The organism is Kitasatospora sp. NPDC041917 (genome assembly GCF_055589745.1).
On record NZ_JBVJBI010000011.1, the window covers coordinates 204879 to 228337 of the forward strand.

Annotated in this window: 23 protein-coding genes; 12 read left to right on the top strand and 11 right to left on the bottom strand. The window is 72.5% G+C overall.

Annotation, left to right across the window (positions count from 1 at the left end; genetic code table 11):
- Positions 1-34: 34 nt before the first annotated feature.
- Positions 35-796 carry an SDR family oxidoreductase gene (locus ACZ6EM_RS16515; RefSeq protein ID WP_401055587.1) on the bottom strand — a complete coding sequence of 254 codons (762 nt, stop codon included), beginning with the start codon at positions 794-796 and terminating at the stop codon, positions 35-37.
- A 106-nt stretch (positions 797-902) separates the two neighbouring features.
- On the opposite strand from ACZ6EM_RS16515, the gene ACZ6EM_RS16520 reads away from it, so the two are divergent.
- Together ACZ6EM_RS16520 and trxA are read left to right on the top strand one after the other, a co-directional pair.
- Positions 903-1310 (top strand): MerR family transcriptional regulator, encoded by a 408-nt coding sequence (locus ACZ6EM_RS16520; RefSeq protein ID WP_359903456.1) that lies wholly within the window; start codon positions 903-905, stop codon positions 1308-1310.
- Positions 1311-1313: 3 nt separating this feature from the next.
- Entirely contained in the window at positions 1314-1643 is a 330-nt protein-coding gene (trxA, locus tag ACZ6EM_RS16525) for a thioredoxin (RefSeq protein WP_359903302.1), read from the top strand.
- Positions 1644-1681: 38 nt separating this feature from the next.
- Here trxA and ACZ6EM_RS16530 read toward each other — a convergent pair whose 3' ends face one another.
- Both ACZ6EM_RS16530 and ACZ6EM_RS16535 read right to left on the bottom strand, forming a co-directional pair.
- The gene (locus ACZ6EM_RS16530; RefSeq protein WP_465772608.1) at positions 1682-2479 is read right to left on the bottom strand and encodes an SURF1 family cytochrome oxidase biogenesis protein; all 798 of its coding nucleotides are present in this window, start codon (positions 2477-2479) and stop codon (positions 1682-1684) included.
- A gap of 31 nt (positions 2480-2510) precedes the next feature.
- Positions 2511-3506, bottom strand: a complete 996-nt coding sequence (locus ACZ6EM_RS16535; protein WP_401054335.1) for a DEDDh family exonuclease — start codon at positions 3504-3506, stop codon at positions 2511-2513.
- A 125-nt stretch (positions 3507-3631) separates the two neighbouring features.
- On the opposite strand from ACZ6EM_RS16535, the gene ACZ6EM_RS16540 reads away from it, so the two are divergent.
- From ACZ6EM_RS16540 to moaA, 4 genes are all read left to right on the top strand, one after another.
- Positions 3632-4675 (top strand): zinc-dependent alcohol dehydrogenase family protein, encoded by a 1044-nt coding sequence (locus ACZ6EM_RS16540; protein ID WP_401054334.1) that lies wholly within the window; start codon positions 3632-3634, stop codon positions 4673-4675.
- 322 nt (positions 4676-4997) lie between these two features.
- Positions 4998-5354 carry a DUF485 domain-containing protein gene (locus ACZ6EM_RS16545; protein ID WP_359911500.1) on the top strand — a complete coding sequence of 119 codons (357 nt, stop codon included), beginning with the start codon at positions 4998-5000 and terminating at the stop codon, positions 5352-5354.
- Entirely contained in the window at positions 5351-6958 is a 1608-nt protein-coding gene (locus ACZ6EM_RS16550) for a solute symporter family protein (protein WP_465772609.1), read from the top strand. The genes ACZ6EM_RS16545 and ACZ6EM_RS16550 overlap by 4 nt, the downstream gene beginning before the upstream one ends.
- A 76-nt stretch (positions 6959-7034) precedes the next feature.
- Positions 7035-8024, top strand: coding sequence for a GTP 3',8-cyclase MoaA (moaA, locus tag ACZ6EM_RS16555; RefSeq protein WP_359911515.1), 990 nt, complete (start codon positions 7035-7037; stop codon positions 8022-8024).
- A gap of 77 nt (positions 8025-8101) precedes the next feature.
- Here moaA and ACZ6EM_RS16560 read toward each other — a convergent pair whose 3' ends face one another.
- The 6 genes from ACZ6EM_RS16560 to ACZ6EM_RS16585 all read right to left on the bottom strand — a co-directional run bounded on the left by ACZ6EM_RS16560 (position 8102) and on the right by ACZ6EM_RS16585 (position 14094).
- Positions 8102-8341, bottom strand: coding sequence for a hypothetical protein (locus ACZ6EM_RS16560; RefSeq protein WP_465772610.1), 240 nt, complete (start codon positions 8339-8341; stop codon positions 8102-8104).
- A gap of 266 nt (positions 8342-8607) precedes the next feature.
- The gene (locus ACZ6EM_RS16565) at positions 8608-8991 is read right to left on the bottom strand and encodes a DUF3099 domain-containing protein (protein ID WP_387685862.1); all 384 of its coding nucleotides are present in this window, start codon (positions 8989-8991) and stop codon (positions 8608-8610) included.
- 186 nt (positions 8992-9177) lie between these two features.
- Positions 9178-9726 carry an RNA 2'-phosphotransferase gene (locus tag ACZ6EM_RS16570; RefSeq protein ID WP_452178524.1) on the bottom strand — a complete coding sequence of 183 codons (549 nt, stop codon included), beginning with the start codon at positions 9724-9726 and terminating at the stop codon, positions 9178-9180.
- Between the two features lie 31 nt (positions 9727-9757).
- The gene (locus ACZ6EM_RS16575; protein WP_387685864.1) at positions 9758-11155 is read right to left on the bottom strand and encodes a metallopeptidase TldD-related protein; all 1398 of its coding nucleotides are present in this window, start codon (positions 11153-11155) and stop codon (positions 9758-9760) included.
- The gene (locus tag ACZ6EM_RS16580; RefSeq protein WP_401046268.1) at positions 11155-12747 is read right to left on the bottom strand and encodes a TldD/PmbA family protein; all 1593 of its coding nucleotides are present in this window, start codon (positions 12745-12747) and stop codon (positions 11155-11157) included. The genes ACZ6EM_RS16575 and ACZ6EM_RS16580 overlap by 1 nt, the downstream gene beginning before the upstream one ends.
- A 201-nt stretch (positions 12748-12948) precedes the next feature.
- Entirely contained in the window at positions 12949-14094 is a 1146-nt protein-coding gene (locus ACZ6EM_RS16585; protein WP_401046258.1) for an MBL fold metallo-hydrolase, read from the bottom strand.
- A 312-nt stretch (positions 14095-14406) separates the two neighbouring features.
- On the opposite strand from ACZ6EM_RS16585, the gene fabG reads away from it, so the two are divergent.
- Both fabG and fabI read left to right on the top strand, forming a co-directional pair.
- A complete protein-coding gene (gene fabG / locus ACZ6EM_RS16590) occupies positions 14407-15126 on the top strand; it encodes a 3-oxoacyl-[acyl-carrier-protein] reductase (protein WP_359911485.1) in 720 nt (239 codons plus the stop codon).
- A gap of 2 nt (positions 15127-15128) precedes the next feature.
- Positions 15129-15896, top strand: a complete 768-nt coding sequence (gene fabI, locus ACZ6EM_RS16595; protein WP_359911482.1) for an enoyl-ACP reductase FabI — start codon at positions 15129-15131, stop codon at positions 15894-15896.
- A gap of 208 nt (positions 15897-16104) precedes the next feature.
- Here the strand turns inward: fabI and ACZ6EM_RS16600 are convergent, their stop codons facing one another.
- Complete coding sequence (locus tag ACZ6EM_RS16600; RefSeq protein WP_401046255.1) at positions 16105-16782, bottom strand: FadR/GntR family transcriptional regulator; 678 nt, start codon at positions 16780-16782, stop codon at positions 16105-16107.
- 126 nt (positions 16783-16908) lie between these two features.
- Here ACZ6EM_RS16600 and ACZ6EM_RS16605 point away from each other — a divergent pair, with 126 nt between their 5' ends.
- The 3 genes from ACZ6EM_RS16605 (at position 16909) to ACZ6EM_RS16615 (ending at position 19146) form a co-directional block, all read left to right on the top strand.
- Positions 16909-18198, top strand: coding sequence for a CynX/NimT family MFS transporter (locus ACZ6EM_RS16605; RefSeq protein ID WP_401046252.1), 1290 nt, complete (start codon positions 16909-16911; stop codon positions 18196-18198).
- Positions 18199-18356: 158 nt separating this feature from the next.
- The gene (locus ACZ6EM_RS16610; RefSeq protein WP_359911473.1) at positions 18357-18479 is read left to right on the top strand and encodes an SGM_5486 family transporter-associated protein; all 123 of its coding nucleotides are present in this window, start codon (positions 18357-18359) and stop codon (positions 18477-18479) included.
- 139 nt (positions 18480-18618) lie between these two features.
- A complete protein-coding gene (locus tag ACZ6EM_RS16615) occupies positions 18619-19146 on the top strand; it encodes a SixA phosphatase family protein (protein WP_465772611.1) in 528 nt (175 codons plus the stop codon).
- Positions 19147-19294: 148 nt separating this feature from the next.
- Here ACZ6EM_RS16615 and serB read toward each other — a convergent pair whose 3' ends face one another.
- Positions 19295-20557 carry a phosphoserine phosphatase SerB gene (serB, locus tag ACZ6EM_RS16620; protein WP_359911467.1) on the bottom strand — a complete coding sequence of 421 codons (1263 nt, stop codon included), beginning with the start codon at positions 20555-20557 and terminating at the stop codon, positions 19295-19297.
- Positions 20558-20779: 222 nt separating this feature from the next.
- Here serB and ACZ6EM_RS16625 point away from each other — a divergent pair, with 222 nt between their 5' ends.
- The gene (locus ACZ6EM_RS16625) at positions 20780-23401 is read left to right on the top strand and encodes an FHA domain-containing protein (RefSeq protein ID WP_465772612.1); all 2622 of its coding nucleotides are present in this window, start codon (positions 20780-20782) and stop codon (positions 23399-23401) included.
- The last annotated feature ends 58 nt before the right edge of the window (positions 23402-23459 follow it).

Consider the following 23459-nt stretch of genomic DNA (forward strand, 5'->3'; position numbering starts at 1 on the left):
GTCAGGGTCGAGCAATCGAGAGTGGAGGCGGGAGTCAGAGGGTGCGGAGGGCGCCGCCGTCGACGGGGACCATGACGCCGGTCAGGTAGGACGCGGCGGGGGAGAGCAGGAACGCGGCGACCTTGCCGAACTCCTCGGGGGTGCCGTAGCGGCCCAGCGGGATGGCGGCGCTGGCCCGGGCGCGGGCGGCGTCGGGGTCGGCGGCGAGGCCGTCGAGCTCACGGACCCGGTCGGTGTCGATCCGGGCCGGGAGCAGACCGAGCACGCGGATGCCGCGGGGGCCGAGCTCGTCGGCGAGGGCCTTGGCGGCCATGGCGAGACCCGGACGCAGGCCGTTGGAGATGCCCAGACCGGGAATCGGCTGGCGGACCGAGCTGGAGAGCACGAAGGCGATCACACCGCCGTCGGTGAGCGCGGCGGCGGTGGCGCGGGCGAGCCGGAGGGCACCGAGGAAGACGGACTCGAAGGCGTCGCGCCACGCGTCCTCGGGGGTGGTCTCGACGGGGCCGGCCTGGGGGCCGCCGACGCTGATCAGGATGCCGTCGAGACGACCGAAGTGGTGCCGGGCCTCGGCGATGAGGCGCTCGGGGGTGTCGGGGGAGGCGTTGTCGGCGACGAGGCCCCGGGCGGTTCCGAGAGTCTCGAGTTCGGCGACGGCGTTGTCGACGGCTTGCCGGGTGCGGCCGCTGATGAGCACGCGGGCGCCGTCGGCGGCGAGTTCGCGGGCGCCGGCGAGGCCGAGGCCTCGGGTTGCGCCGGTGACGATGTAGGCCTTGTCTTTCAGTCCGAGATCCATGGGGGACATCTTGCCCGGTCGGGGAGTGGGGGCGGGTTGGGGCTGGCGTTGACGCCCGGGGGAAGGTTTACGGTCGTTGCCGGAAGTGCGGGAGGAGTGGTTCGGCGTGCGGATCGGGGAGTTGGCGGAGCGGGCGGGGACGACCACGCGGGCGTTGCGGTACTACGAGCAGTTGGGGTTGTTGCCGGCCCGGCGGGCGGGCAACGGGTACCGGGCGTACGACGAGGGGGATCTGCGGTTGCTGCGGGAGATCCGGATGTTGCAGGACTTCGGGTTCGGGCTGGAGGAGACCAGGCCGTTCGTGGAGTGCCTGCGGGCGGGGCACCCGGAGGGGGACTCCTGCCCGGCCTCTCTGGAGGTGTACCGGCGGAAGTTGGGGGAGCTGGACGAGTGCATCGCCCGGCTCCAGGACGTGCGGGCCCAGGTGGCGGGGCAGTTCGATCGGGCCGTGAGGGCGCGGGACGAGCTGGCCGCCGTTCAGGAGCCGCCTGTTTGCGAACTGGTGAAGGAGTAGACGGTGGAGATCACGGGTGTGCCGGCGGTGACGGACGAGACGTTCGCCGCTGAGGTGCTGGGGGCCGAGGGGCCGGTGCTGGTGGACTTCACGGCGGACTGGTGCCCGCCGTGCCGGATGATGGCGCCGGTGCTGGCGGACATCGCGCGGGAGGAGGGGCACCGGCTGCGGGTGGTGAGCGTGGACGTGGACCACAATCCGCGGACGCAGGCGGCGTACGGGGTGCTGTCGATGCCGACGCTGATGGTGTTCCGGGGCGGGCAGCCGGTGCGGTCGGTGGTGGGGGCGCGGGCGAAGGCGCGGCTGCTGCGGGAGCTGGACGACGTGCTCTAGGCGACGTGCTCTGGGCGATGTGCGCCAGGCGACGTGCTCTAGGCGGGGACGGCGTCGAGCGGGACCTCGGCTTCGGCGGCCTGCTTGGCGCGGTCCTTGGCCTCGCGGCGGGCGAGGACCCAGACGCCGACCGGGATCATCGCGGTGAACAGCCACCACTGGATGGCGTAGGCCATGTGCGGGCCGATGTCGGAGTGGTTGGGCTCGGGGATCAGCTGGGGCTGGTCGGCCGGGGCGGGGGCGGTACCGGTGAGTTCGAGGTAGCCGCCGAGGAGCGGGGCGCCGGTCCGCTTGGCCTGCTCGTCGGTGTTGATCAGGTTGAACTGGCGGTCGGGCAGGCCGGTGCGGTCCTTGATGCCGCTGGCGCCGTACGTCTCCTCGGCGCGCAGGCGGCCGGTGAGGGAGACCTCGCCGGCGGGGGCGGCCGGGACGGGCGGGTACTCGGTGGCGCCGTCGCCGGAGGCGACCCAGCCGCGGTTGACCAGGACGGTGCCCTTGCCGTCGGCGAGCCGGAACGGGGTCACCACGAAGTAGCCGATGCTGCCGTTGGAGTCGGTCCGCTTGCGGACCACGAACTCGTGTGCCGGGTCGTACTGTCCGGTGGCCGTCGCCGCGCGCCAGGTGAGGTCCTTGGGGACCGCGAAGCCGGGGGCCGGCGACAGGGTGTCGAAGGGGACCGGCGCGGCGGTGAGGGCCTGACCGATCAGCTCGTTCCGGGCCACCCGTGCCTCGTGGCGGTGCAGCTGCCAGAAGCCCAGCTTGATCGTCGCGGGGATCAGCAGCAGCGCGACCAGCATGGTGATCAGCCACTGTCGGGTCAGCAGAAAACGGTACACATGGGAACGGTACGCCGACCTCACAAACGGCTCACGCACCGGGGTGCGGGGCGACCTCGCGCAGCAGCTGGAGGAAGGCGTCCTCGCCGACGACGGGGGTGCCGAGCTCGCGGGCCCGGCGGGCCTTGCCGCTCCAGCTGTCCGGCTCGTTGGTGACCAGCAGGCTGGTGAGGCGGCTCACCGAGGTGGCGATGTGCAGGCCGGCCTCGACCGCGCGGTCCTCCAGGACCTCGCGGTCGGTGGCGGTGTCGCCGGTGACGGCCACCCGCATGCCCTGGACCAGGGGCTTGCCGTCCTCCCAGCGCCCCGGGTTGGGGTACGGGCAGGGCGGGCGCTTCTTGGCCTGGCGGTACGTGGCGCCGGTCCAGGTGCTGCGGCCCGGGGCGGCCGGCTCCTCCTCGCCGAGGTCGGTGACCGCGACGCAGTTCTGGAGCGGCAGCGGCACGCCGCCGTCGCGGGCGAGGCGCAGGCTGGGGCGGAAGGCCTCGGCGAGCACCCGGGCGTCGTCCAGGGCGTTGTGGGCGTGGCGCTGCTGGACGCCGAAGTGGGCGGCGAGCGAGGACAGCTTGCCGTTGGGCAGCGGCAGGCGCAGGTCGCGGGAGAGGACCATGGTGCACAGCCGCTGCTCGACCGGGGCGCGCAGGCCGGCCCGGGAGAACTCGCGGGAGATCATGTTCCAGTCGAAGAGCGCGTTGTGCGCGACCAGGACGCGGTCCTGCAGACGGGTGGCGAACTCGTCGGCGATCTGCGGGAAGGTCGGGGCGGTGGCGAGCAGCTCGGCGGTGAGGCCGTGGATCCAGACCGGGCCCGGGTCCCGCTGGGGGTTGACCAGGGTGTACCAGTGGTCGACGACGTCGCCGTCCGCGTCCAGCTGGTAGACGCCCGCCGAGATGACGCGGTCCGAGCGGCCGAGACCGGTGGTCTCGACGTCGACGACCGCGAAGCCCCCGGTGGGGACGGCGGAGCGCTGCGCGGGGACCTGCGCGGTCCGCGGCACTCCGTAGGTCTCGGGCTGGATCGGTTGCATGGTCCAACAGGATAAGGGGCGGGGCGGGGGGCTCCGGCCGGAATGTTGCGACCGACCGGCCGGAATAGAGTGGTCGACGGGGGTGTCGTACACCTGGTCGAGATCTTTCAGCTAAGGAACAGCGCATGCGTGCCACCGTGATTCACGGCCCCAACGACATCCGGATCGAAGAGGTCCCGGACCCGGTGATCCAGCATCCGACGGACGTGGTGCTCCGGGTGGTGAACGCCTGCATCTGCGGCAGCGACCTGTGGGCCTACCGCGGCGTGGCGCAGCGGGTGGCCGGGCAGCGGATCGGGCACGAGTTCCTGGGCGTGGTCGAGGAGGTCGGCGCCGAGGTGCGCGGCTTCGCCAGGGGCGACTTGGTGGTGGCGCCGTTCGTCTGGTCGGACGGGACGTGTGACTTCTGTCTCGAAGGGCTGCAGACCTCCTGTCCGCACGGCGGGTTCTGGGGGCAGGTCGGTTCGGACGGCGGCCAGGGCGAGGCGGTGCGGGTGCCGTTCGCGGACGGGACGCTGGTGAAGCTGCCGAAGGAGGCGGCGGGTGACGAGAAGCTGCTGCCCGGGCTGCTGGCGCTGTCCGACGTGATGTCGACCGGGCACCACGCGGCGGTCTCCGCGCGGGTGCGGCCGGGTGCGACGGTCGCGGTGGTCGGCGACGGCGCGGTGGGCCTGTGCGGGGTGCTGGCGGCGCACCGGCTGGGCGCGGGCCGGATCATCGCGCTGGGCCGGCACGCGGCCCGTACCGAGCTGGCCCGTCGCTTCGGTGCGACGGACGTGGTGGCGGAGCGCGGTGAGGCCGCGGTCGAGGCGGTGAAGGAGCTGACCGGCGGCCAGGGCGCGCACGCGGTGCTGGAGGCGGTCGGTACCGAGGAGTCGATGCGGACGGCCATCTCGATCACCCGGGACGGCGGCGCGGTGGGCTACGTCGGAGTGCCGCACGGCGGCAGCGCGGGCGTCGACATCGGTCAGATGTTCGGCCGAAACGTCTCGTTGAACGGCGGCGTCGCCCCGGCCCGCGCGTACATCCCCGAGCTGTTGCCGGACGTGCTCTCGGGCGCCATCGAGCCGGGCCTGGTCTTCGACCGCACCGTCGGCCTGGACGGCGTTCCGGACGGCTACCGCGCGATGGACGACCGCTCGGCCCTGAAGGTGCGGATCGCGTTCTGAGACCTCGGCCTCCCGGCATCCGGCCCGTGCCACCCCCTTCGGGGTGCGGCACGGGCCGGTGTCGTTCCCGGTGCCGTTCCCGAGGGAGGGCGCGGGCGGCGGCCGGGGGCCGGGAGTCGGCCCGGAGCGGCGGAGTCGCTGAGATGGACTGCTTTTCGGCCAATCGGATGGTGCGAGGGGGTGAACGCTCGACTGATCGCGGTCAACCCCTTCCGGGGCGGGCAGGACGCTCCTAGCATTGCGCGGCGCCAGACATGTGACGCCCCTCACGTTCGATCGTTCCCCCCGTGTGACAAATACGCCGAAGGAGTGAGGAGACAGCGTGGATTCGCCGCCGCTCACCACCGCCGCCACGGAAGCCCAACTCATCGACGACAGCGAGGAGTTCCGAACCCTGCGGCGCTCCTTCCGGAGCTTCGCCTTCCCGGTCACCATCGGTTTCGTGCTCTGGTACCTGCTCTACGTCCTGCTCTCCTGCTACGCGCCGGGACTGATGCGCACCAAGGTCCTCGGGCACGTCAACGTGGCCCTGGTGCTCGGGCTGCTGCAGTTCGTGACCACCTTCGCGATCGCCGCCTGGTACGCCCGCTACGCGGACCGGCGGATCGACCCGTCCGCCGCGGCGATCCGCGAGGCGCACGGCGCCGTCGTCCACGCACCCCGGGAGCCCGCCGAATGACTTCGCTCGCCAGCTCCGCCACCGAGCACCGCGGTCTGACGATGGCCCTGTTCGGCGTCTTCGTCCTGGCCACCCTCGGCATCACCGTCTGGGCCGGGCGGCAGACCAGGAGCGCCTCCGACTTCTACGCCGGCGGCCGCGGCTTCACCGGCTTCCAGAACGGCCTGGCCATCTCCGGCGACTACATGTCCGCCGCGTCCTTCCTCGGCATCGCCGGGACCATCGCGCTCACCGGCTACGACGGCTTCCTCTACTCGATCGGCTTCCTGGTCGCCTGGCTGGTCGCGCTGCTGCTGATCGCCGAACCGCTGCGCAACTCCGGCCGCTTCACGATGGCGGACGTCCTCGCGTTCCGGATGCGCCAGCGCCCGGTGCGCACCGCGGCGGGCGTCTCCACCATCGTGGTGTCGATCTTCTACCTGCTCGCCCAGATGGTCGGCGCCGGCACCCTGGTCGCGCTGCTGCTGGGCGCGGAGGGGAATGCCGCCAAGCGCTGGACCATCGTCGGGGTCGGCGCGCTGATGATCATCTATGTGGTGATCGGAGGGATGAAGGGCACCACCTGGGTGCAGATCGTCAAGGCGGTGCTGCTGATCGCCGGCGCCGCGCTGATGACCGTCCTGGTACTGGCCAAGTACCACTTCAACCCCTCGGAGCTGCTCGGCGCGGCGGCGAGCGCGAGCGGCAAGGGCGAGGCCTTCCTCCAACCCGGACAGAAGTACGGCAGCGGCACCGCCAAGCTCGACTTCATCAGCCTGGGCATCGCGCTGGTCCTCGGCACCGCCGGCCTGCCGCACATCCTGGTCCGCTTCTACACCGTGCCCACCGCCAAGGCGGCCCGGAAGTCGGTGCTCTGGGCGATCGGCATCATCGGCGTCTTCTACCTGATGACCCTGGCGCTCGGCTTCGGCGCCGCCGCGCTGGTCGGCTCCAAGGCGATCAAGGCGGCGAACGCGGCGGGCAACACCGCGGCGCCCCAACTGGCCGAGGCGCTCGGCGGAGGCGCCGGGACCACCGGCGGCGCGATCCTGCTCGCGGTGATCTCGGCGGTCGCCTTCGCCACCATCCTGGCCGTGGTCGCCGGGCTCACGCTCGCCTCCTCGGCCTCCTTCGCGCACGACCTCTACGCCAACGTGATCCGGCGCGGGAAGGCGAGCGAGAAGGAGGAGGTGCGCTCGGCGAAGTGGGCCGCGGTCGCGATCGGGGCCGTCGCGATCGTGCTCAGCCTCTTCGCGGACAAGCTCAACACCGCCGGCCTGGTCGCTCTGGCCTTCGCGGTCGCCGCCTCGGCGAACCTGCCCACCCTGCTCTACTCGCTGTTCTGGAAGCGCTTCACCACCGTCGGCGCGGTCAGCTCGGTCTACGCCGGACTGATCACCTCGGTGACGCTGGTGGTCTTCTCCCCGGTGGTCTCCGGCGCGAAGACCTCGCTCTTCCCGCACTCCGACTTCCACTGGTTCCCGCTGGAGAACCCCGGCCTGGTCTCCATCCCGGTCGGCTTCCTGGCCGGCTGGCTCGGCACGCTGCTGTCCAGGGAACAGCCCGACCCGGCGAAGTACGCTGAACTGGAGGTGCGCTCGCTGACCGGGCTGGGCGCCCACTGATCGTCCCACGATGACTATGCTGGCCCGGCCCGCCGTGACGGTGGCCGGGCCGGCCGCATCTCGGGGAAGGACGCACGTGCTGCTCGACACCTTCGGACGACAGGCCGTCGACCTGCGGGTCTCCCTCACGGACCGGTGCAACCTGCGCTGCACCTACTGCATGCCGGAGGAGGGCCTGCAGTGGCTCGCCAAGCCGGACCTGCTCACCGACGAGGAGATCGTGCGGCTCGTCACCGTCGCCGTGCGCGACCTGGGCGTGCGCGAGGTCCGCTTCACCGGCGGCGAGCCGCTGCTGCGCCCCGGACTGGTCGCCGTCGTCGCCGCCTGCTCGGAGCTGGAACCGCGCCCGGAACTCTCACTGACCACCAACGGCATCGGGCTGGCCCGCACCGCGACGGCGCTGCGCGAGGCCGGCCTCGACCGGGTCAACGTCTCGCTGGACACCCTCGACCCCGAGGTCTTCCACACCCTCACCCGCCGCCACCGCCACCAGGACGTGCTGGACGGGCTGGCCGCCGCCGAGGCCGCCGGGCTCGCGCCGGTGAAGCTGAACGCGGTACTGATGCGCGGGGTCAACGACCACGAGGCGGCCGACCTGCTGGCCTGGTGCCTGGAGCGGGGCTACGAGCTGCGCTTCATCGAGCAGATGCCGCTGGACGCCCAGCACGGCTGGGACCGCGCGTCGATGGTCACCGCGACGGAGATCCTCGACCTGCTGCGGGCCCGCTTCGCGCTCACCCCGGAGCCGTCCGAGCGCCGGGGCGCGGCACCCGCCGAGCGCTGGCTGGTGGACGGCGGCCCCGGCCGGGTGGGCGTGATCGCCTCGGTCACCCGTCCGTTCTGCCGGGCCTGCGACCGCACCCGGCTGACCGCCGACGGCCAGGTGCGCAACTGCCTGTTCGCGACCGGCGAGACCGACCTGCGCACCGCGCTGCGCTCGGGCGCGGACGACGCCGAACTGGCCGCGCTGTGGCGGGCGGCGATGTGGGGCAAGAAGGCCGGGGCCGGGATCGACGACCCGGAGTTCCTCCAGCCCGAGCGGCCGATGTCCGCGATCGGCGGCTAGGCGGTCCCTCGGCGGCCGACCGGTTCCCGGACCGGTCCGCCCTTCCGGGCCGACTCGCCGGAACCCCGGACGGGTTGCTAGGCAGCCCCGCCGGAACTCTCGACGGTCTCGGGGGTCCAGTCGGCGAAGGCGACGACCTCCTTGAGGAAGCCGCGCACCCCGAGGAACTGGGAGAGGTGCTCGCGGTGCTCGTCGCAGGCGAGCCAGGTCTTGCGGCGGTCCGGGGTGTGCAGCTTGGGGTTGTTCCACACCAGCACCCAGCCGGCGCCCGTCCGGCAGCCCTTGGCGGAGCAGATCGGCGTCTGCGGGGTGTCCATCGGGCCGTCCTCAACGATTGGCGGGTGACGTCTGCACCGCCAGTCTGTCACGCCCCGCTCGGGCCGACCGGATCCGGGCATGGCGACGCCGGGCAGCCACGGGGGGAGCCGCCCGGCGTCGGTCCGTCGCTCCGACGGGGGATGCGGAGCGCGTACGCAGTATGTCACGCCACCACCCTCGGATGGGGAGGTCTTGCATGATTAATCTGAGCTTCTTTTGAGCTTTCGACGAGCTGAACGAGGGCGAAGCGGCGTGAAACGGACGGTCAGTCCACGTCCTGTGAAGGATCGGTGGGAACGGCCTTTGCCTCACCTGTACCGGCCTTCGCACCAGCCCCACCCGTCCCACCGGGGCCGAGCATCAGCGGGGTGTCGAGCGGGAAGTCGAAGGTGCTCGGCAGTCCCGGGGCCCGCTCCCGGCCCGCGTTGGCGATCAGCACCGCGAAGTACGGCAGCAGGACGGCCCCCGCCAGGGCGGCGAACGCCAGCACCCGCTGGACGTCCCACAGCACCACGGCGAGCAGCACGCAGGCCGTGCGGACCAGCATCGAGATGACGTAGCGGCGCTGGCGTCCCCGGACGTCCTCGGTGAGGCTGCTGCGCGCCCCCGTGATCCGGAAGACCCGCCCGTCGTCGGCGCTCTTGCCCATGTGTCCTACCGCCCTCGTCGCGCACCCGCGCGCCTGGCCGCGCGGCCTCCTCACGGTACGCCCGGGCACGGGTGGCGACGAGACCGGGTGGGCCGGACCCACCCGGTCGGGTACGCGAAGGGCCTGTCCGGCGGAGCGGACAGGCCCAACGGTGGCGGGCGCCGGCGCGGGGCGCGGCCCGGCGGGCTACGAGCGCCGGGAGAGGTACTGCGGGGGCACGGCGTCGGTGAGCCAGACGCCGTTCTCGCTGAGCCGGAACTCGTGGCCGGCCGCCGTCATCGCCGCCGCGTTCACGGTCAGCACCACCGGACGGCCGTGCCGGGCGCCGACCCCGGTCGCCGTCCCGGTGTCCGCCGAGAGGTGGACGTCCTGGCGGGCCATCGGGCGCAGGCCCTCGCGGAAGATCGCCGCCAGGTGCCGGTCGGCGGTGCCGTGGTAGAGCACCGGCGGTGGTACGGCGGCGGCCAGACCGAGGTCGACCGCCACCGTGTGGCCCTGATTGGCGCGGATCGAGAGACCGTCCGGCGAGTAGCCGAAGCGGCGCTTGTTGTTGGTCGCCACGACGTGGTCCAGCTCGGCCCGCGTGAGCGGCCTGCCCCGGGCGGCGAGCGCGTCGAGCAGCTCGTCGACCCGGACCCAGCCGGCCCCGTCCAGCGTGACCCCCACCAGCCCGGGCTCGTGCCGCAGGATGCGCGACAGCATCTTGCTCGATCTGACCATGCGCTTCTCGTCCATCATGTCTCTCGTATCCCCCGTTGGTCGGCGGCTAGGAGGCCCGGCTGACCGAGCTCATGTTGAAGTCCGTGACACGCACGGGTGGCATCGCGGTGCGGGTGACGTTGTCGCTCCATTCGCGGGGCAGGCAGCGTTCGGTGCGGCCCACCTCGGTGATCCGGTTCAGCAGGTCCACCGGGGACTCGTTGAACCGGAAGTTGTTGACCTCGCCGACGACCTCGCCGTTCTCCACCAGGTAGACGCCGTCCCGGGTGAGCCCGGTGAGCAGCAGCGTCGCCGGGTCCACCTCGCGGATGTACCAGAGGCAGGTGAGCAGCAGGCCGCGCTCGGTGCGGGCGATCATCTCGTCCAGGGTCGGCGCCGACTCCTGGTCGGCCGTCTCCAGGACGAGGTTGTCGATCGCCGGGCGCAGCGGCAGGCCGGTGAGGGCCGCCGCGTGACGGCTGGTGATCAGGTCGTTCAGCACGCCGTCGCGGATCCACTCGGTGGCGGCGACCGGCTGGCCGTTGTCGAAGACCGAGTAGTCCCCGCCGGTGGAGTGGGTGAGCACGAACGGCGCGGCCTCCAGGTGGGGCTCGTGCGGGTCGGAGCGCAGCGTCAGCGGCAGGCCGCTGAGCTTGTCGCCGATCCGGGTGCCCCCGCCGGGCTTGGAGAAGACCGTCCGGCCCTCCTGGGCGTCCCGGCCGCCGGAGGACCAGTTGAGGACGATCAGCAGGTCGGCCACGGCCGAGGGCGGCAGCAGCGCCTCGTACCGCCCGGCCGGCAGGTCCACCTTGCGGGCGCCCCAGCCGAGCCGCCTGGTCAGCTCGGTGTGCAGGGCGGCGACGTCGATGTCGGCGAAGTCCCGGGTGGACGCGCCCACCCAGGCGGAGCTGGACAGGTCGGCGGTCTTGGCGTTGATCTCGACCATGCCGGTGGGCTGGTCGTGGCGCAGCCGCAGACCGGTGGAGCTGCCCAGGTAGCTGGAGGTCATCTCGTGCCGGGCGAAGCCGTACAGCAGTTCGCCCTGGGCGGCGGCGCGGGCGAAGGCCTCGCCGAGGGCCGGGCCGAAGGCGTCGAACACCTCGACGGAGGTCAGCGCGGGCGGCTCGGTGAAGTCCGGCGAGGACGGCCGGTCGGCGATCAGCGGCTGGGCGTCCTCGGCCGGTCCGGCCGCGCGGGCGGCCTCCTCGGCGGCCCGCACCAGCTCCTCCACCTCCTGCTCGGTGACGGCCTCGCGGGAGACCACGCCGGAGGCGGTGCCCTCGGCGCCGGCCACGGTGGCGATCACGGTGAGGCGGCGGCCGCGGGTGACGCCGTTGGTGGTCAGCGCGTTGCCCGCCCAGCGCAGATTGGCGGTGGACTCCTCGTCGGCGATCACCACGCAGCCGTCGGCGCGGGAGAAGCCGAGCGCCAGCTCGACGAGTTCGTGGGGCTGCTTCGCGGTCATCAGTGACCCGCCTCCTGCTGGGTGTTGAGCACGTTGACGTTGCGGAACAGCGCCGACGGGCAGCCGTGGCTGACCGCCGCGATCTGACCGGGCTGCGCCTTGCCGCAGTTGAAGGCGCCGCCGAGGAAGTAGGTCTGCGGGCCGCCGACCGCCGCCATCGAGCCCCAGAAGTCGGTGGTGGTGGCCTGGTAGGCGAAGTCCTTGACCTGGCCCGCGAGTTCGCCGTTCTTGATGGCGTAGGCGCGCTGCCCGGTGAACTGGAAGTTGTACCTCTGCTGGTCGATCGACCACGAGCGGTCGCCCACGATGTACAGGCCGTTCTCCACCCCGGCGAACAGGCCCTCGGTGTCCGGGCCGTCGGCGGCCGGCTGCAGCGAGACGTTGGCCATCCGCTGCACCGGGACGTGCGCCGGGGAATCGGCGAAGGCGCAGCCGTTGGAGCGCTCGAAGCCCTTCAGCTCGGCGATGCGGCGGTCGAGCTGGTAGCCGACCAGGATGCCGTCCTTGATGAGGTCCCAGGACTGGGTGGCCACGCCCTCGTCGTCGTAGCCGATGGTGGACAGCCCGTGCTCGGCGGTGCGGTCACCGGTGACGTGCATCAGCTCGGAGCCGTACTTGAGCGAGCCGAGCTGGTCGAAGGTGGCGAACGAGGTGCCGGCGTAGGCGGCCTCGTAGCCGAGCGCGCGGTCCAACTCGGTGGCGTGGCCGATCGACTCGTGGATGGTCAGCCAGAGGTTCGTCGGGTCGATGACCAGGTCGTAGCGGCCCGCCTCGACGCTCGGGGCCCGCATCTTCTCGGCCAGCAGGACGGGCAGTTCGGCGAGCTCGGCGTCCCAGTCCCAGCCGGCGCCGGTGAGGCCGCGCCCGTCGGGGGACGACCCCCGGGCCCCCACGATGAACTCGTAGCCGCGGCCGACCGGCGGGGCCAGGGTCGTCATCGAGTCGAAGGCGCCGGTGCGCTCGTCGACCGAGGTGGCCTCCAGGTCGGAGTACACCCGGATCCGCTGCTGGGTGGTCACCGTGCCCGCGGTGTCCGCGTAGAACTTGTTCTCCTGGACGGTCCGCAGGGCCGCCCGGACGTGCGAGACGCCCTCGGCGGCCAGCAGCCGGGAGCTGCGCTCGGCGAGCAGGGCGGTCTTCTCGGCGTCCGGCACCTCGAAGGGGTTGACCTCGTACCCGGAGACCCAGGTGACGTCCCGGTGGACCGGCTCGTCGGCCAGCTCGACCCGCTCGGTGGAGCCGGCCGCCCGGCTGATCCCGCCGGAGAGCCGGGCCACCGCGACGGCCTGCTCGGCGACCCGGGCCGCCGCGTCGGGGGTGAGGTCGACGCCGGCGGCGAAGCCCCAGGCGCCGTCCAGCACCACCCGGACGGCGAAACCGAGCTGCACGCTGTCGGAGGTGCCGGCCGGACGCGCGTCGCGCAGCCGCCAGGAGGCACTGCGGATCCGCTCCAGGCGGAAGTCGGCGTGGCTCGCGCCCAGTTCGCGGGCTCGGGCGAGGGCGGCGTCCGCGAGCGGCCGCAGCGGCAGGGCGAGGAACAGCGGGTCGACGGCGCGCCCGTGAGGGGCGCCGGAGCGATCGGCCGGAGGGATCGGAGGCAATCGTGCTCCCAGGTCGCGGAGGGTGGCGGTGCGGCGCCACAGGGGCGCCCGCACCGCATCATTTCCCGTCCACCGGGTTTCCGGCCAGCGCATTTCTACCGGTGCGCCGCGGTTTCGGCCGGGACGATCCGGCCGCCGGGGCCCGCCCTCCCGGCGCGCCCGTCCGCCCGCCCGGCGCGCCCGCGCGAGCCGTCAGCCGACGGTCTCCCACCAGCCGTCCAGCTCCGGCGGGTTGTCGACGTCGACCCGCTCGCCGGGGCGCGGCACGACCAGCGGGACGGCCTGCTCCTTGGCGGCCTTCACCAGTCGCTCGATCGGCTCCGCCCACGGGTGCAGGCCCAGGTTGAAGGTGCACCAGTGGACGGGCACCAGCAGGCCGGCGGCCAGGTCCCGGTGCGCGAGGACGGCGTCCTCGGGGGTCATGTGGATGTCCGCCCAGGCGGCGTCGTAGGCGCCGATCTGGACCAGCGCGGCGTCGAACGGGCCGTGCTGGCCGCCGATCCGGGCGTAGCCCTCGAAGTAGCCGGAGTCGCCGGTGTAGAAGACCTTGCGGTTCGGGCCGGCGACCACCCAGGACCCCCACAGGGTGGTGTTGCGGGTCAGCCCGCGGCCGGAGAAGTGGTGCGCCGCGGTGAGGGTGAGCACCAGGTCGCCCAGGGTGCAGGTCTCGTCCCAGTCCAGTTCGATGATCCGGTGCTCGGGGACGCCCCAGCGGCGCAGGTGGGCACCGATGCCGAGCGGCACCGCGAAGGGCGCGGACTGGCTGCGCACCAGGCGCTTGACCGTCGCCATGTCCAGGTGGTCGTAGTGGTCGTGCGAGATCAGCACCGCGTCGACCTGCGGCAGCTCCTCCAGCTCCACCGGCACCGGGTGCAGCCGCTTGGGGCCGACGTGCGCGGCGGGGGAGCAGCGGTCGCTCCAGATCGGGTCGAGCAGCACCCGGAAGCCCTCGATCTCCACCAGCGCGGAGGCGTGCCCGTACCAGGTGACCTCCACGCCCTCGGAGGCCGGCCCGGGCGGGGAGACGGGGCGGACGGTCGGCACCGGACGGGCGGGGACGCGGCCGGCCCGCTCGAACAGCATCCGGCGGGCGGCGGCGCCGTCGAAGCCGGGGGCGCCGGCCGTGCGGGTGAGGGTGGAGGGCGCGTTGTGGAAGACGCCGTCGCGGTACTGCGGGGAGTTGCGCACCCGTTCCTCGCGCTCGCCGTCCGGCCGTCGCCCGAACGCGGCCGGCAGGTCGCGCAGCGCCCAGGCGGCCGTGCCCAGGCCGGCCGCCAGGGCGGTGAGGGCCAGCAGTCGTCCGCGTCGGTGGGTGCTCCCGGGCCGTGCCATGGTCATCCGCTCTGCCTTCGTCGCTCGCCGGGATGGTCGGGGATCGGTACGGCCGCTCCCGGGCCGGACCGCACCACGGGGGCAACGGGTGCGCCCGTCCGTGTTGTTCCCGTACAGTCGCCCCGATCCGGGCAGCGCCGGGGCCTGGGAGATGTCCGCCGCCGAGACGGTACGAGCGGGCACGGATTGTCGGATTGCGACAGATCCGCCGGGGAGGCGCTGTGGGAGCCCGATGCGCCGCCGCCGCCGACCGCCCGATAGCGTCACACTGCGTACGCATTCCGACGTACGTGCTCACACACGGAGAGAGGTGGATCGTTGAGCCGCTCGGTTCTCGTCACCGGAGGAAACCGGGGCATCGGCCTCGCGATCGCCCAGGCCTTCGCCGAAGCGGGCGACAAGGTGGCCATCACCAGCCGCTCGGGCGAGGTGCCCGAAGCGCTGGCCAAGTACGACGTCCTCGCGGTCCGCTGCGACATCACGGACGCCGCGCAGGTCGACGCCGCCTTCACCGAGATCGAGCAGAAGCACGGCGCGGTCGAGGTGCTGGTCGCCAACGCGGGCATCACCAACGACACCCTGCTGCTGCGCATGTCCGAGGAGGACTTCACCTCCGTCGTCGACACCAACCTGACCGGCACCTTCCGGGTGGTCAAGCGCGCCTCCAAGCTGATGATGCGTGCCCGGAAGGGCCGTGTCGTGCTGATCTCGTCCGTGGTGGGCCTGTCCGGCTCCCCGGGCCAGGCCAACTACGCCGCCTCCAAGGCCGGCCTGGTCGGCTTCGCCCGGTCGCTGGCGCGCGAGCTCGGCCCGCGCAACATCACCGTCAACGTGGTCGCCCCCGGCTTCGTCGACACCGACATGACCGCCGTGCTCAGTGACGAGCGCCGCGCGGAGATCGTCTCGGGCGTGCCGCTGGGCCGCTACGCGGCGCCCGCCGAGGTCGCCTCCACCGTGCGGTTCCTCGGGTCGGACGAGGCCGCGTACATCACTGGAGCCGTCATTCCCGTCGACGGCGGATTGGGCATGGGTCACTGATCATGAGCGGAATCCTCGAAGGCAAGCGGATCCTGATCACCGGTGTGCTGATGGAGTCCTCCATCGCCTTCCACACCGCCAGGCTCGCGCAGGAGCAGGGCGCGGAGATCATCCTCACCGCCTTCCCGCGTCCGAGCCTGACCGAGCGGATCGCCAAGAAGCTGCCGCACCCGGTCAAGGTGCTGGAGCTGGACGTCTCCAACCCGGAGCAGCTGGCCGGCATCGCCGACCAGGTCCGCGAGCACCTGCCGACCCTGGACGGCATCGTCCACTCGATCGGCTTCGCGCCGCAGGACGCGCTGGGCGGCAGCTTCCTGGACACCCCGTGGGAGTCCGTGGCCACCGCGATGCACGTCTCCGCGTACTCGCTGAAGTCGCTGACCACGGCGCTGCTGCCGCTGATGCAGGACGGCGGCTCGGTGGTCGGCCTGACCTTCGACGCGCAGTTCGCCTGGCCGCAGTACGACTGGATGGGCCCGGCCAAGGCCGCCCTGGAGTCGACCAACCGCTACCTGGCGCGCTACCTGGGCGAGCGGGACATCCGCTGCAACCTGATCTCGGCCGGTCCGATCGGCTCGATGGCCGCCAAGTCCATCCCGGGCTTCGGCGACCTGGCCGACACCTGGAACCACCGCTCCCCGCTGAAGTGGGACCTGAGCGACCCGGAGCCGGCCGGCCGCGGCATCGTCGCACTGCTGTCGGACTGGTTCCCGAAGACCACCGGCGAGATCATCCACGTCGACGGCGGTCTGCACGCCATCGGCGCCTGACGCTCCGCCCGTACGCCGCTGCCCGGCCCTCCCTCGCGGGGGTGCCGGGCAGCGGCGTTTCGTGCTTCGTTCGACCGGGGTGCTTCGTTCGGCCGGGGTTCTTCGTCCGGCCGGGCTTCTCGGGAAGGGGGCTTTCGGACCTCTTGAGAGCGGCCTTCCGGGAGGGGCCTCCTGGGACGGGGCGGCCGGGGGTCGGGCCGGTGGGCGGTCAGGCCTCGGCGGGGGCGCAGCCACCGGGGGCGGCGCGGCCGGCCTCGACGGCGGCGCGCTCGGTGTCACCGGCCCGGATCGCCTCCAGGATGGCCTGGTGGCCGATGTAGCGCTCCGCGATCAGCTCGGGGCCGACGTCGTGCCGCAGGAGCTCGCGGGTGGCCTCGCCGAGGTCGGCGTAGACGGCGAGCAGGACGTCGTTGTGGGCGGCGGCCACCACGGCCTGGTGGAAGGCGGCGTCGGCCTGGACGAAGTCCTCGGCGCCGCCGGAGTGCCAGGCGGCCTCCCGGCGGGCCAGCGCGCCGTCCAGCAGCTCCAGGTCGTGCGCGGTGCGGCGGCGGGCGGCGAGGGCCGCCGCCGAGGTCTCCAGCGCCGAACGGAGCTCGGCGACCTGGCCCTGGTCGGCGTCGGCGAAGCGGCGGTGCATCACTCCGGCCAGCTCGCTGGTGGCCAGCACGTACGTGCCGGAGCCCTGCCTGATGTCGAGCAGTCCGTTGTGGGCGAGGGCGCGGACGGCCTCGCGGACGGTGTTGCGGGCGACGCCGAGCTGTTCGACCAGGGCGGCCTCGGTGGGGATGCGCGAGCCGACCGGCCACTCCCCGGACGTGATCTGGGCACGCAGCTGTGCGATCACCTGGTCGGACAGCGGGGTGCGCCTCGGCGAGGACAGCGCCACGGGGGACTCCTTGACGGCTACGGCTCGGATGGGGCCTGGGTGGGAAGTGGCCGGACGATGAACGGTCGGCACATCATGCCAATTCCAAGGTGCATCAATTCATCCCATCATTCTATGATGCTGTCCATGCCCGCAGCAGACACCACCGCTTCCGCCCGGACCGAGAGCCGGACACCGACCGCCGAGCGGCCCGCCGCCTCCGGCTCGGCCAAGTACCTGGGCTGGCTGTTCGCCGTCGCGATCGCCGCCGCCGCCTTCAACCTGCGCCCCGTGGTCACCAGCCTCGGGCCGCTGCTCAAGCAGGTCCGCGACGACCTCGGGATGAACCCGACGCTCGCCGGGCTGCTCACCGCCGTCCCGTCGCTGTGCTTCGGGCTGTTCGGCTTCGCCGCGCCCGCGGCGGCCCGTCGGATCGGTCCGATCGCGGTCGTCACGGCGGGCATGGGCGCCATCACGGCGGGCGTGCTGGCCCGCTCGTTCGCCGGGGGCACTGCCGTGTTCCTGCTGCTCACCGCCCTCGCCCTGGCCGGGGTGGCGGTCTCCAACGTGCTGCTGCCGGTGGTGATCAAGCGGTACTTCCCGGACAAGGTCGGGCCGATGATCGGCCTCTACTCGATGGCGCTGTCCGCCGGCACCGCGCTGGCCGCGGCCGTCACCGTGCCGCTGACCACGTCGCTCGGCGGCGACTGGCGCTACGGCCTGGGTGTCTGGGCCGTCCTGGGAGCGCTCGCCCTGGTGCTCTGGCTGCTGGTGCTGATCGCCAAGCGGGAGCGCGGCGAGCGGGCCGACGGCGCCGCCGCCCCCGTCCGGCTGCCGATCACCCGCAGCCGGACCGCCTGGGCGCTGGCCGGGTACTTCGGCCTCCAGGCCACCGGCGCGTACGTGGTCATGGGCTGGATGTCGCAGATCTTCCAGGACGCAGGCATCGGCGAGGGCACCACCGGGGTGCTGCTCGCGGTCACCATGGTGATCGGCGTGCCGGTCTCCTTCGTGCTGCCCAACCTGGCCGCACGGCGCGGCGACCAGCGGCTGTTCGTGGTCGTGCTGGCCTGCTGCGGCATCGCCGGGTACGCGGGGCTGGCACTCGCCCCGGCCGGGGGCGCCTGGCTCTGGGCGGTCCTGCTGGGCCTGTCCAACTGCGCCTTCCCGCTGGTGCTGACCATGATCGGACTGCGGGCCCGGTCGGCGGGCGGGGTCGCGCAACTCTCCGCCTTCGCCCAGGGCATCGGCTACCTGGTGTCCATCCCGGGCCCGATCCTGGTCGGCTGGCTCTACGGGGCCACCGGCGAGTGGTACTGGCCGCTGGGCTTCCTGTCGCTGCTGCTGGTGCCGCAGATGCTGTTCGGCCTGCGCGCCGCGCGGGCCCGGCACATCGAGGACGAGGCGGTGCGCCCGGCGGAGCGGGCCGAGGCCTGACAGCCTGACACCGAGCGGCCGGACGCGGGGGTGGGGCCCGGGGCCCGGGGCCCGGGCCCCGGGCCCCGGGCCCCGGGCCCGACGGTGAAGGTCAAGGCCCGGCCAAGGGGGTGGGGCCAGCGGACGGCGGGCGTGTTCGGGATGGGAGAATTCCGGACATGCCCGTTCTCGATCCCAATCCCACCGACGGCCGCAAGCAGCTCGGCCGCATCGCCCTCGCCTTCTCCGCCATCGTGGTGCTGGTGGCGCTCATCGCCACCGTCGCGGCCTCGATCGGCTGACGGACGCCTCTGCGCCCCTGCGCCCGTACTCCACCCGATGCTCCGGTGAACGGGACACGGTGACACTCGTCGTCCCTCGGAGTGGCGGCGTCCGGGAGCATCGCGCCGCCGGGCCGCTTTTCTGCCAAGCTTGCTGGGTATGAGCGCCGACACGCCCCGCAGGATCATCGTTCTCCGCCATGCCAAGGCCGACTGGCCGAACGGCGTGGACGACCACGACCGGCCGCTGGCCGACCGGGGCCGTCACCAGGCCCCGGACGCCGGCCGCTGGCTGGTCGACTCCGGCATCAACCCCGACTACGTGCTCTGCTCCACCGCGCTGCGCACCCGAGAGACCTGGAAGCTGGCGGTGCACGAGCTGCCGCAGCGGCCCCTCAAGACCGTCTACGAGGAACGGGTCTACGAGGCGAGCCCCGGCGAGATCATCGCCGTGCTCCAGGAGACCCCGGAGGAGTACTCGGACGTGGTGCTGGTCGGTCACAACCCGGGTGTGCTGGGTCTGACCCAGGTGCTGGCCGGGGACGCGGGCGACCGGGACGCGCTGGAGCGGCTGCGACTCGGTGGCTTCCCGACGGCGGCGATCGCGGTGCTCAGCTTCAGCGGCTCCTGGAAGGGCGTCGAGCCGGGCGTGGCCGAGCTGGTCTCGTACCACACGCCGCAGGACTGACCCCGGGAACGCAGGTGAGGGGCGCGCGGATGCGATCCGCGCGCCCCTCGTCTGTGTCCGCAGGCCGTACGGTCCGTGTCCGCGGGCCGCGCGCCTTCCTCGGGCTGTTCCTCGGGCCTCACTCCACCGGCCGTTGCCGGGCCGGCTCCTACTCGGTCTCGGTCGGGGTGCCGTGCAGCGCGTCGGCCGCCTCGACCTCCTCACGGGTGATGCCCAGCAGGTACAGCACGGTGTCCAGGAACGGTACGTTCACCGCGGTGTCGGCGGCCTCGCGCACCACCGGCTTGGCGTTGAACGCCACCCCGAGGCCGGCCGCGTTCAGCATGTCCAGGTCGTTGGCGCCGTCGCCGATCGCCACCGTCTGCTCCAGCGGCACCTTCGCCTGCTCGGCGAAGCGGGCCAGCCAGCGGGCCTTGCCCGCCCGGTCCACGATCTCGCCGACCACCCGGCCGGTGAACCTGCCGTCCACCACCTCCAGGGTGTTCGCGGCCGCGAAGTCCAGGCCCAACTGCTCCACCAGGTGGTCGGTGACCTGGGTGAAGCCGCCGGACACCACCGCGACCTGGTAGCCGAGGCGCTGAAGCGTACGGATCAGGGTGCGCGCGCCCGGCGTGAAACGGACCTCGGCGCGGACCTTCTCGGTCACCGAGGCGTCCAGCCCGGCCAGCAGCGCCACCCGGGCCCGCAGCGACTCGGCGAAATCCAGCTCGCCGCGCATCGCCGCCGCCGTCACCTCGGCGACCTCCTCCTCGCAGCCCGCGTGGGCGGCGAACAGCTCGATCACCTCGTCCTGGATGAGCGTGGAGTCGACGTCCATGACCACCAGGCGCTTGGCCCGGCGCTCCAGTCCGGCGGCGACCACCGCGACGTCCACCCGCTGGGTGGCCGCCTCCTGGGCCAGCGCGGCCCGCAGCTCGTCGGTGGCCACACCGGAGACGGCCAGCTCGACCGCCGTCACCGGGTACTTGGCGAGCCGGAAGACACGGTCGATGTTGCCCCCCGAGGCGGTGATCCGGGAGGTGAGCGCGGAGACGGCGGCGGCGGTCAGCGGATTGCCGAGCACCGTGACGTGCGAACGGCCCTCACGGCGCGGCCGGTTGTCACCGATGCCGGAGAGGATCTCGGCCTGGAGCTTCTGCTCGTCGGCCCAGCGGTGGACGGTGGCCCGCAGCCCACCCTCGGCGGCCGGTACGGGGGGCGGGGTGACCAGCGCGCAGAGCGTGATGCGGCCACGGGTCACGACCTGCTCGATGTCGATGACGTCGACGCCGAAGCCGGCCAGCGTCGCGAAGAGGCCGGCAGTGATGCCGGGGCGGTCCTTGCCGAACACCTTGACGAGCAGGGTGCGCTCGTCCGCGGTCCGGTGCTGGGCGGCGGGGAGGGGCTCAGCGGCCAGGGGCGATGCGTTCATGGTGCCTCCCACGCTACCGGGCGCCCGACGGCCCGGGGGCACCCGTCCCACCTCGCGGGACGGCGCGGTCCGGGGTCGGTAGCAGCCTGGTCACAGTCGCCCGGGCCGACTTTCACCGGCGGTCGGCGGGCTGGAATGATTCCCCCCGTCAGTCAGAGAAACATCGCAGCCCCGGCCGGGGGCCACAATTCGGGGGAACCGAGAGAGCGGGGCAGGCGAGCAGTGCCGCAACTCGTCATTGAGATCAACGGACAGCAGCGGACTCTGGAGCCCGGGCGGTCCTACACCATCGGGCGCAACCCTCAGTCGGACTTCCCGTTCGAGGACGCCAGGGTCTCCTGGCAGCACGGGACCATGAGCTTCAACGGCAGCGGTTGGCAGCTGGACGACCACGGCAGCACCAACGGAACGTACGTGGCCGGGGCCCGCACCCTGCAGGCCCAGCTGTTCCCCGGTGCCGTGGTCAACCTGGGCAACCCGGAGAACGGCCCCCGGCTCGGCTTCTCCGCACCCGTGCACGCCGCCGCTCCGCAGGCCGCGGCTCCACAGGCCACCCCGATGCACGAGGCCGCCACCAGCCGCGGCCCGGTGCCCACGCCCCAGCAGCCCGCCCCGCAGCAGGGCTGGCCGCAGCACGACCCGTACCAGCAGCCGCAGCAGCAGGCCTGGCCCGGGCAGCCGCAGGCCCAGCCGCCGTTCCCGCAGCAGCAGTACGCGCCGCCGCAGGCCCAGCCGGCCCCGCAGCAGCCCCAGCCCCAGCACGGTGGCTTCCCGCAGCAGCAGGATTTCCAGGCCCCGCCGCAGCACGGTGGCGGCGGGCCGCAGCCGACCATCATCCGCAACCTGACGTCGTCGATGCGCACCGCCCGGATCGGTCGTGCGCTCGACAACGACATCGTGGTGTCCGACCTCCAGGTCTCCCGCCACCACGCCGAGCTGCGTCAGCTCCCGGACGGCCGCTACGAGATCGTCGACCTCGGCAGCCACAACGGCATCTTCCTCAACGGCCAGCGGGTGCAGCGTCAGCTGATGGGCCCGCAGGACCGGCTGACCGTCGGCCACTCCAGCTTCGTCCTGGTCGGCGACCAGCTGCAGGAGTTCGTCGACACCGGTGCGGTCTCCTTCTCCGCCCGCCACCTGACCGTCGAGGTCGACCACAAGGGCGGCAAGAAGGTTCTGCTCGACGACGTCAGCTTCGGCGTCCCGGAGAAGTCCCTGGTCGCGGTCATCGGCCCGTCCGGCTCCGGCAAGTCCACGCTGCTGCGCGCCCTCACCGGCTACCGCCCGGCCGACCGCGGCGAGGTCCTGTACGACGGCCGCAACCTCTACAAGCAGTTCGCCGAGCTCCGCTCGCGCATCGGCCTGGTGCCGCAGTCCGAGATCCTGCACCGCGAGCTCACCGTCCGGAAGGGCCTCAAGTACGCCGCCCAGCTGCGTTTCCCCGGCGACACCGAGGCGCGCGAGCGCGAGGCCCGGATCGACGAGGTGCTGTACGAGCTGCGCCTGGACAAGCGTGCCGACAACAAGATCACCGCGCTCTCCGGCGGCCAGCAGAAGCGTGTCTCGGTCGCCCTGGAGCTGCTCACCAAGCCCTCGCTGATCTTCCTGGACGAGCCCACCTCGGGCCTCGACCCGGGCATGGACCGCGAGGTCATGCAGATGCTGCGCGGCCTCGCCGACGACGGCCGCACCATCCTTGTCGTCACCCACTCGGTGGCCGAACTCGCACTCTGCGACCGGCTGCTCGTGATGGCGCCGGGCGGCTCGGTGGCCTACTTCGGCCCGCCGGACGAGGCGCTGCACTTCTTCGGGTACGAGACCTGGGCGGACGTCTTCCAGGCCTTCGAGAACTACCCGGACCACGACTGGGCCGGCCGCTACCGCGGCTCGGTGCACTACCAGCAGTACTCCGCGCCCACCGTGGAGGCGGGCGAGGTGCAGCACGTCCAGGTCGCCCAGGAGGCGGTCAAGCCGCCGAAGCCGCAGAGCTGGGGCTCGCAGCTGTGGACGCTGATGCGCCGCTACATGTCGGTGCTCGCCTCGGACCGCGGCTTCCTCGCGCTGTCAGTGCTGCTGCCCGCCGTCATCGGCGCGGTCAGCGTGCTGATCCCCAACGAACCGGGGCTCGCGCCCAACCCCAAGACGCAGCTCCACCTCAACAGCGGCGCCGCGACGATCATGCTGATCCTGGCGATCGGCGCCTGCTTCTCCGGGGCGGCCAACTCGGTCCGCGAGTTGATCAAGGAACGGGCGATCTACGAGCGGGAACGAGCCACCGGGCTCTCCCGCTCGGCGTACATGATGTCCAAGATCATCGTGCTGGGCTTCTTCAGCGTGATCCAGGGCGCCATCATCTCCGCCGTCGGCTTCCTGCCGCGCAAGCTCCCCGAGCACGGCCTGATCGTCAAGAACCTGCCGATCATCGAGATGACCATCGGCATGATCCTGCTGAGCTTCGCCGCGATGATGTTCGGCCTGATGATCTCCGCGCTGGTGAAGACCGCCGAGAAGACCATGCCGCTGCTGGTCATGTTCGCCATCGTCCAGGTCGTCTTCACCGGCTGCCTCTTCCAGATCTTCAGCAAGCCCGGACTGGAGCAGGTCGCCTGGCTGATGCCGGCCCGTTGGGGCACCGGCATCGTGTCCACCACGCTCGACCTGTCCGTGCTCATGGGCCCCTGGAACAAGGACTTCCAGAACCCCAACTACGACCCGCTCTGGAAGCACAGCGTCGCCCAGTGGGCGATCGACGCGGGTGTGCTGATCGCCATCTCCGTCGCCATCGGCGTCCTCGTGACCCGGCTCCAGCGCCGGCACGAGCCCGAGGTCATGCAGAAGGGCTGACCCCTTCTCCGACTCTCCGGCGGCAGGCCGAGGGGCGGCTCTCCCAACAGGGAGGGCC

Bases quoted from the DNA above. Each gene is read 5' to 3' on its own strand.
- ACZ6EM_RS16515 (WP_401055587.1), bottom strand. From the start codon at position 796: ATGGATCTCGGACTGAAAGACAAGGCCTACATCGTCACCGGCGCAACC.
- ACZ6EM_RS16535 (WP_401054335.1), bottom strand. From the start codon at position 3,506: ATGCAACCGATCCAGCCCGAGACCTACGGAGTGCCGCGGACCGCGCAG.
- ACZ6EM_RS16540 (WP_401054334.1), top strand. From the start codon at position 3,632: ATGCGTGCCACCGTGATTCACGGCCCCAACGACATCCGGATCGAAGAG.
- ACZ6EM_RS16550 (WP_465772609.1), top strand. From the start codon at position 5,351: ATGACTTCGCTCGCCAGCTCCGCCACCGAGCACCGCGGTCTGACGATG.
- ACZ6EM_RS16560 (WP_465772610.1), bottom strand. From the start codon at position 8,341: ATGGACACCCCGCAGACGCCGATCTGCTCCGCCAAGGGCTGCCGGACG.
- ACZ6EM_RS16565 (WP_387685862.1), bottom strand. From the start codon at position 8,991: ATGGGCAAGAGCGCCGACGACGGGCGGGTCTTCCGGATCACGGGGGCG.
- ACZ6EM_RS16570 (WP_452178524.1), bottom strand. From the start codon at position 9,726: ATGGACGAGAAGCGCATGGTCAGATCGAGCAAGATGCTGTCGCGCATC.
- ACZ6EM_RS16575 (WP_387685864.1), bottom strand. From the start codon at position 11,155: ATGACCGCGAAGCAGCCCCACGAACTCGTCGAGCTGGCGCTCGGCTTC.
- ACZ6EM_RS16585 (WP_401046258.1), bottom strand. From the start codon at position 14,094: ATGACCATGGCACGGCCCGGGAGCACCCACCGACGCGGACGACTGCTG.
- fabI (WP_359911482.1), top strand. From the start codon at position 15,129: ATGAGCGGAATCCTCGAAGGCAAGCGGATCCTGATCACCGGTGTGCTG.
- ACZ6EM_RS16605 (WP_401046252.1), top strand. From the start codon at position 16,909: ATGCCCGCAGCAGACACCACCGCTTCCGCCCGGACCGAGAGCCGGACA.
- ACZ6EM_RS16610 (WP_359911473.1), top strand. From the start codon at position 18,357: ATGCCCGTTCTCGATCCCAATCCCACCGACGGCCGCAAGCAGCTCGGC.
- ACZ6EM_RS16615 (WP_465772611.1), top strand. From the start codon at position 18,619: ATGAGCGCCGACACGCCCCGCAGGATCATCGTTCTCCGCCATGCCAAG.
- serB (WP_359911467.1), bottom strand. From the start codon at position 20,557: ATGAACGCATCGCCCCTGGCCGCTGAGCCCCTCCCCGCCGCCCAGCAC.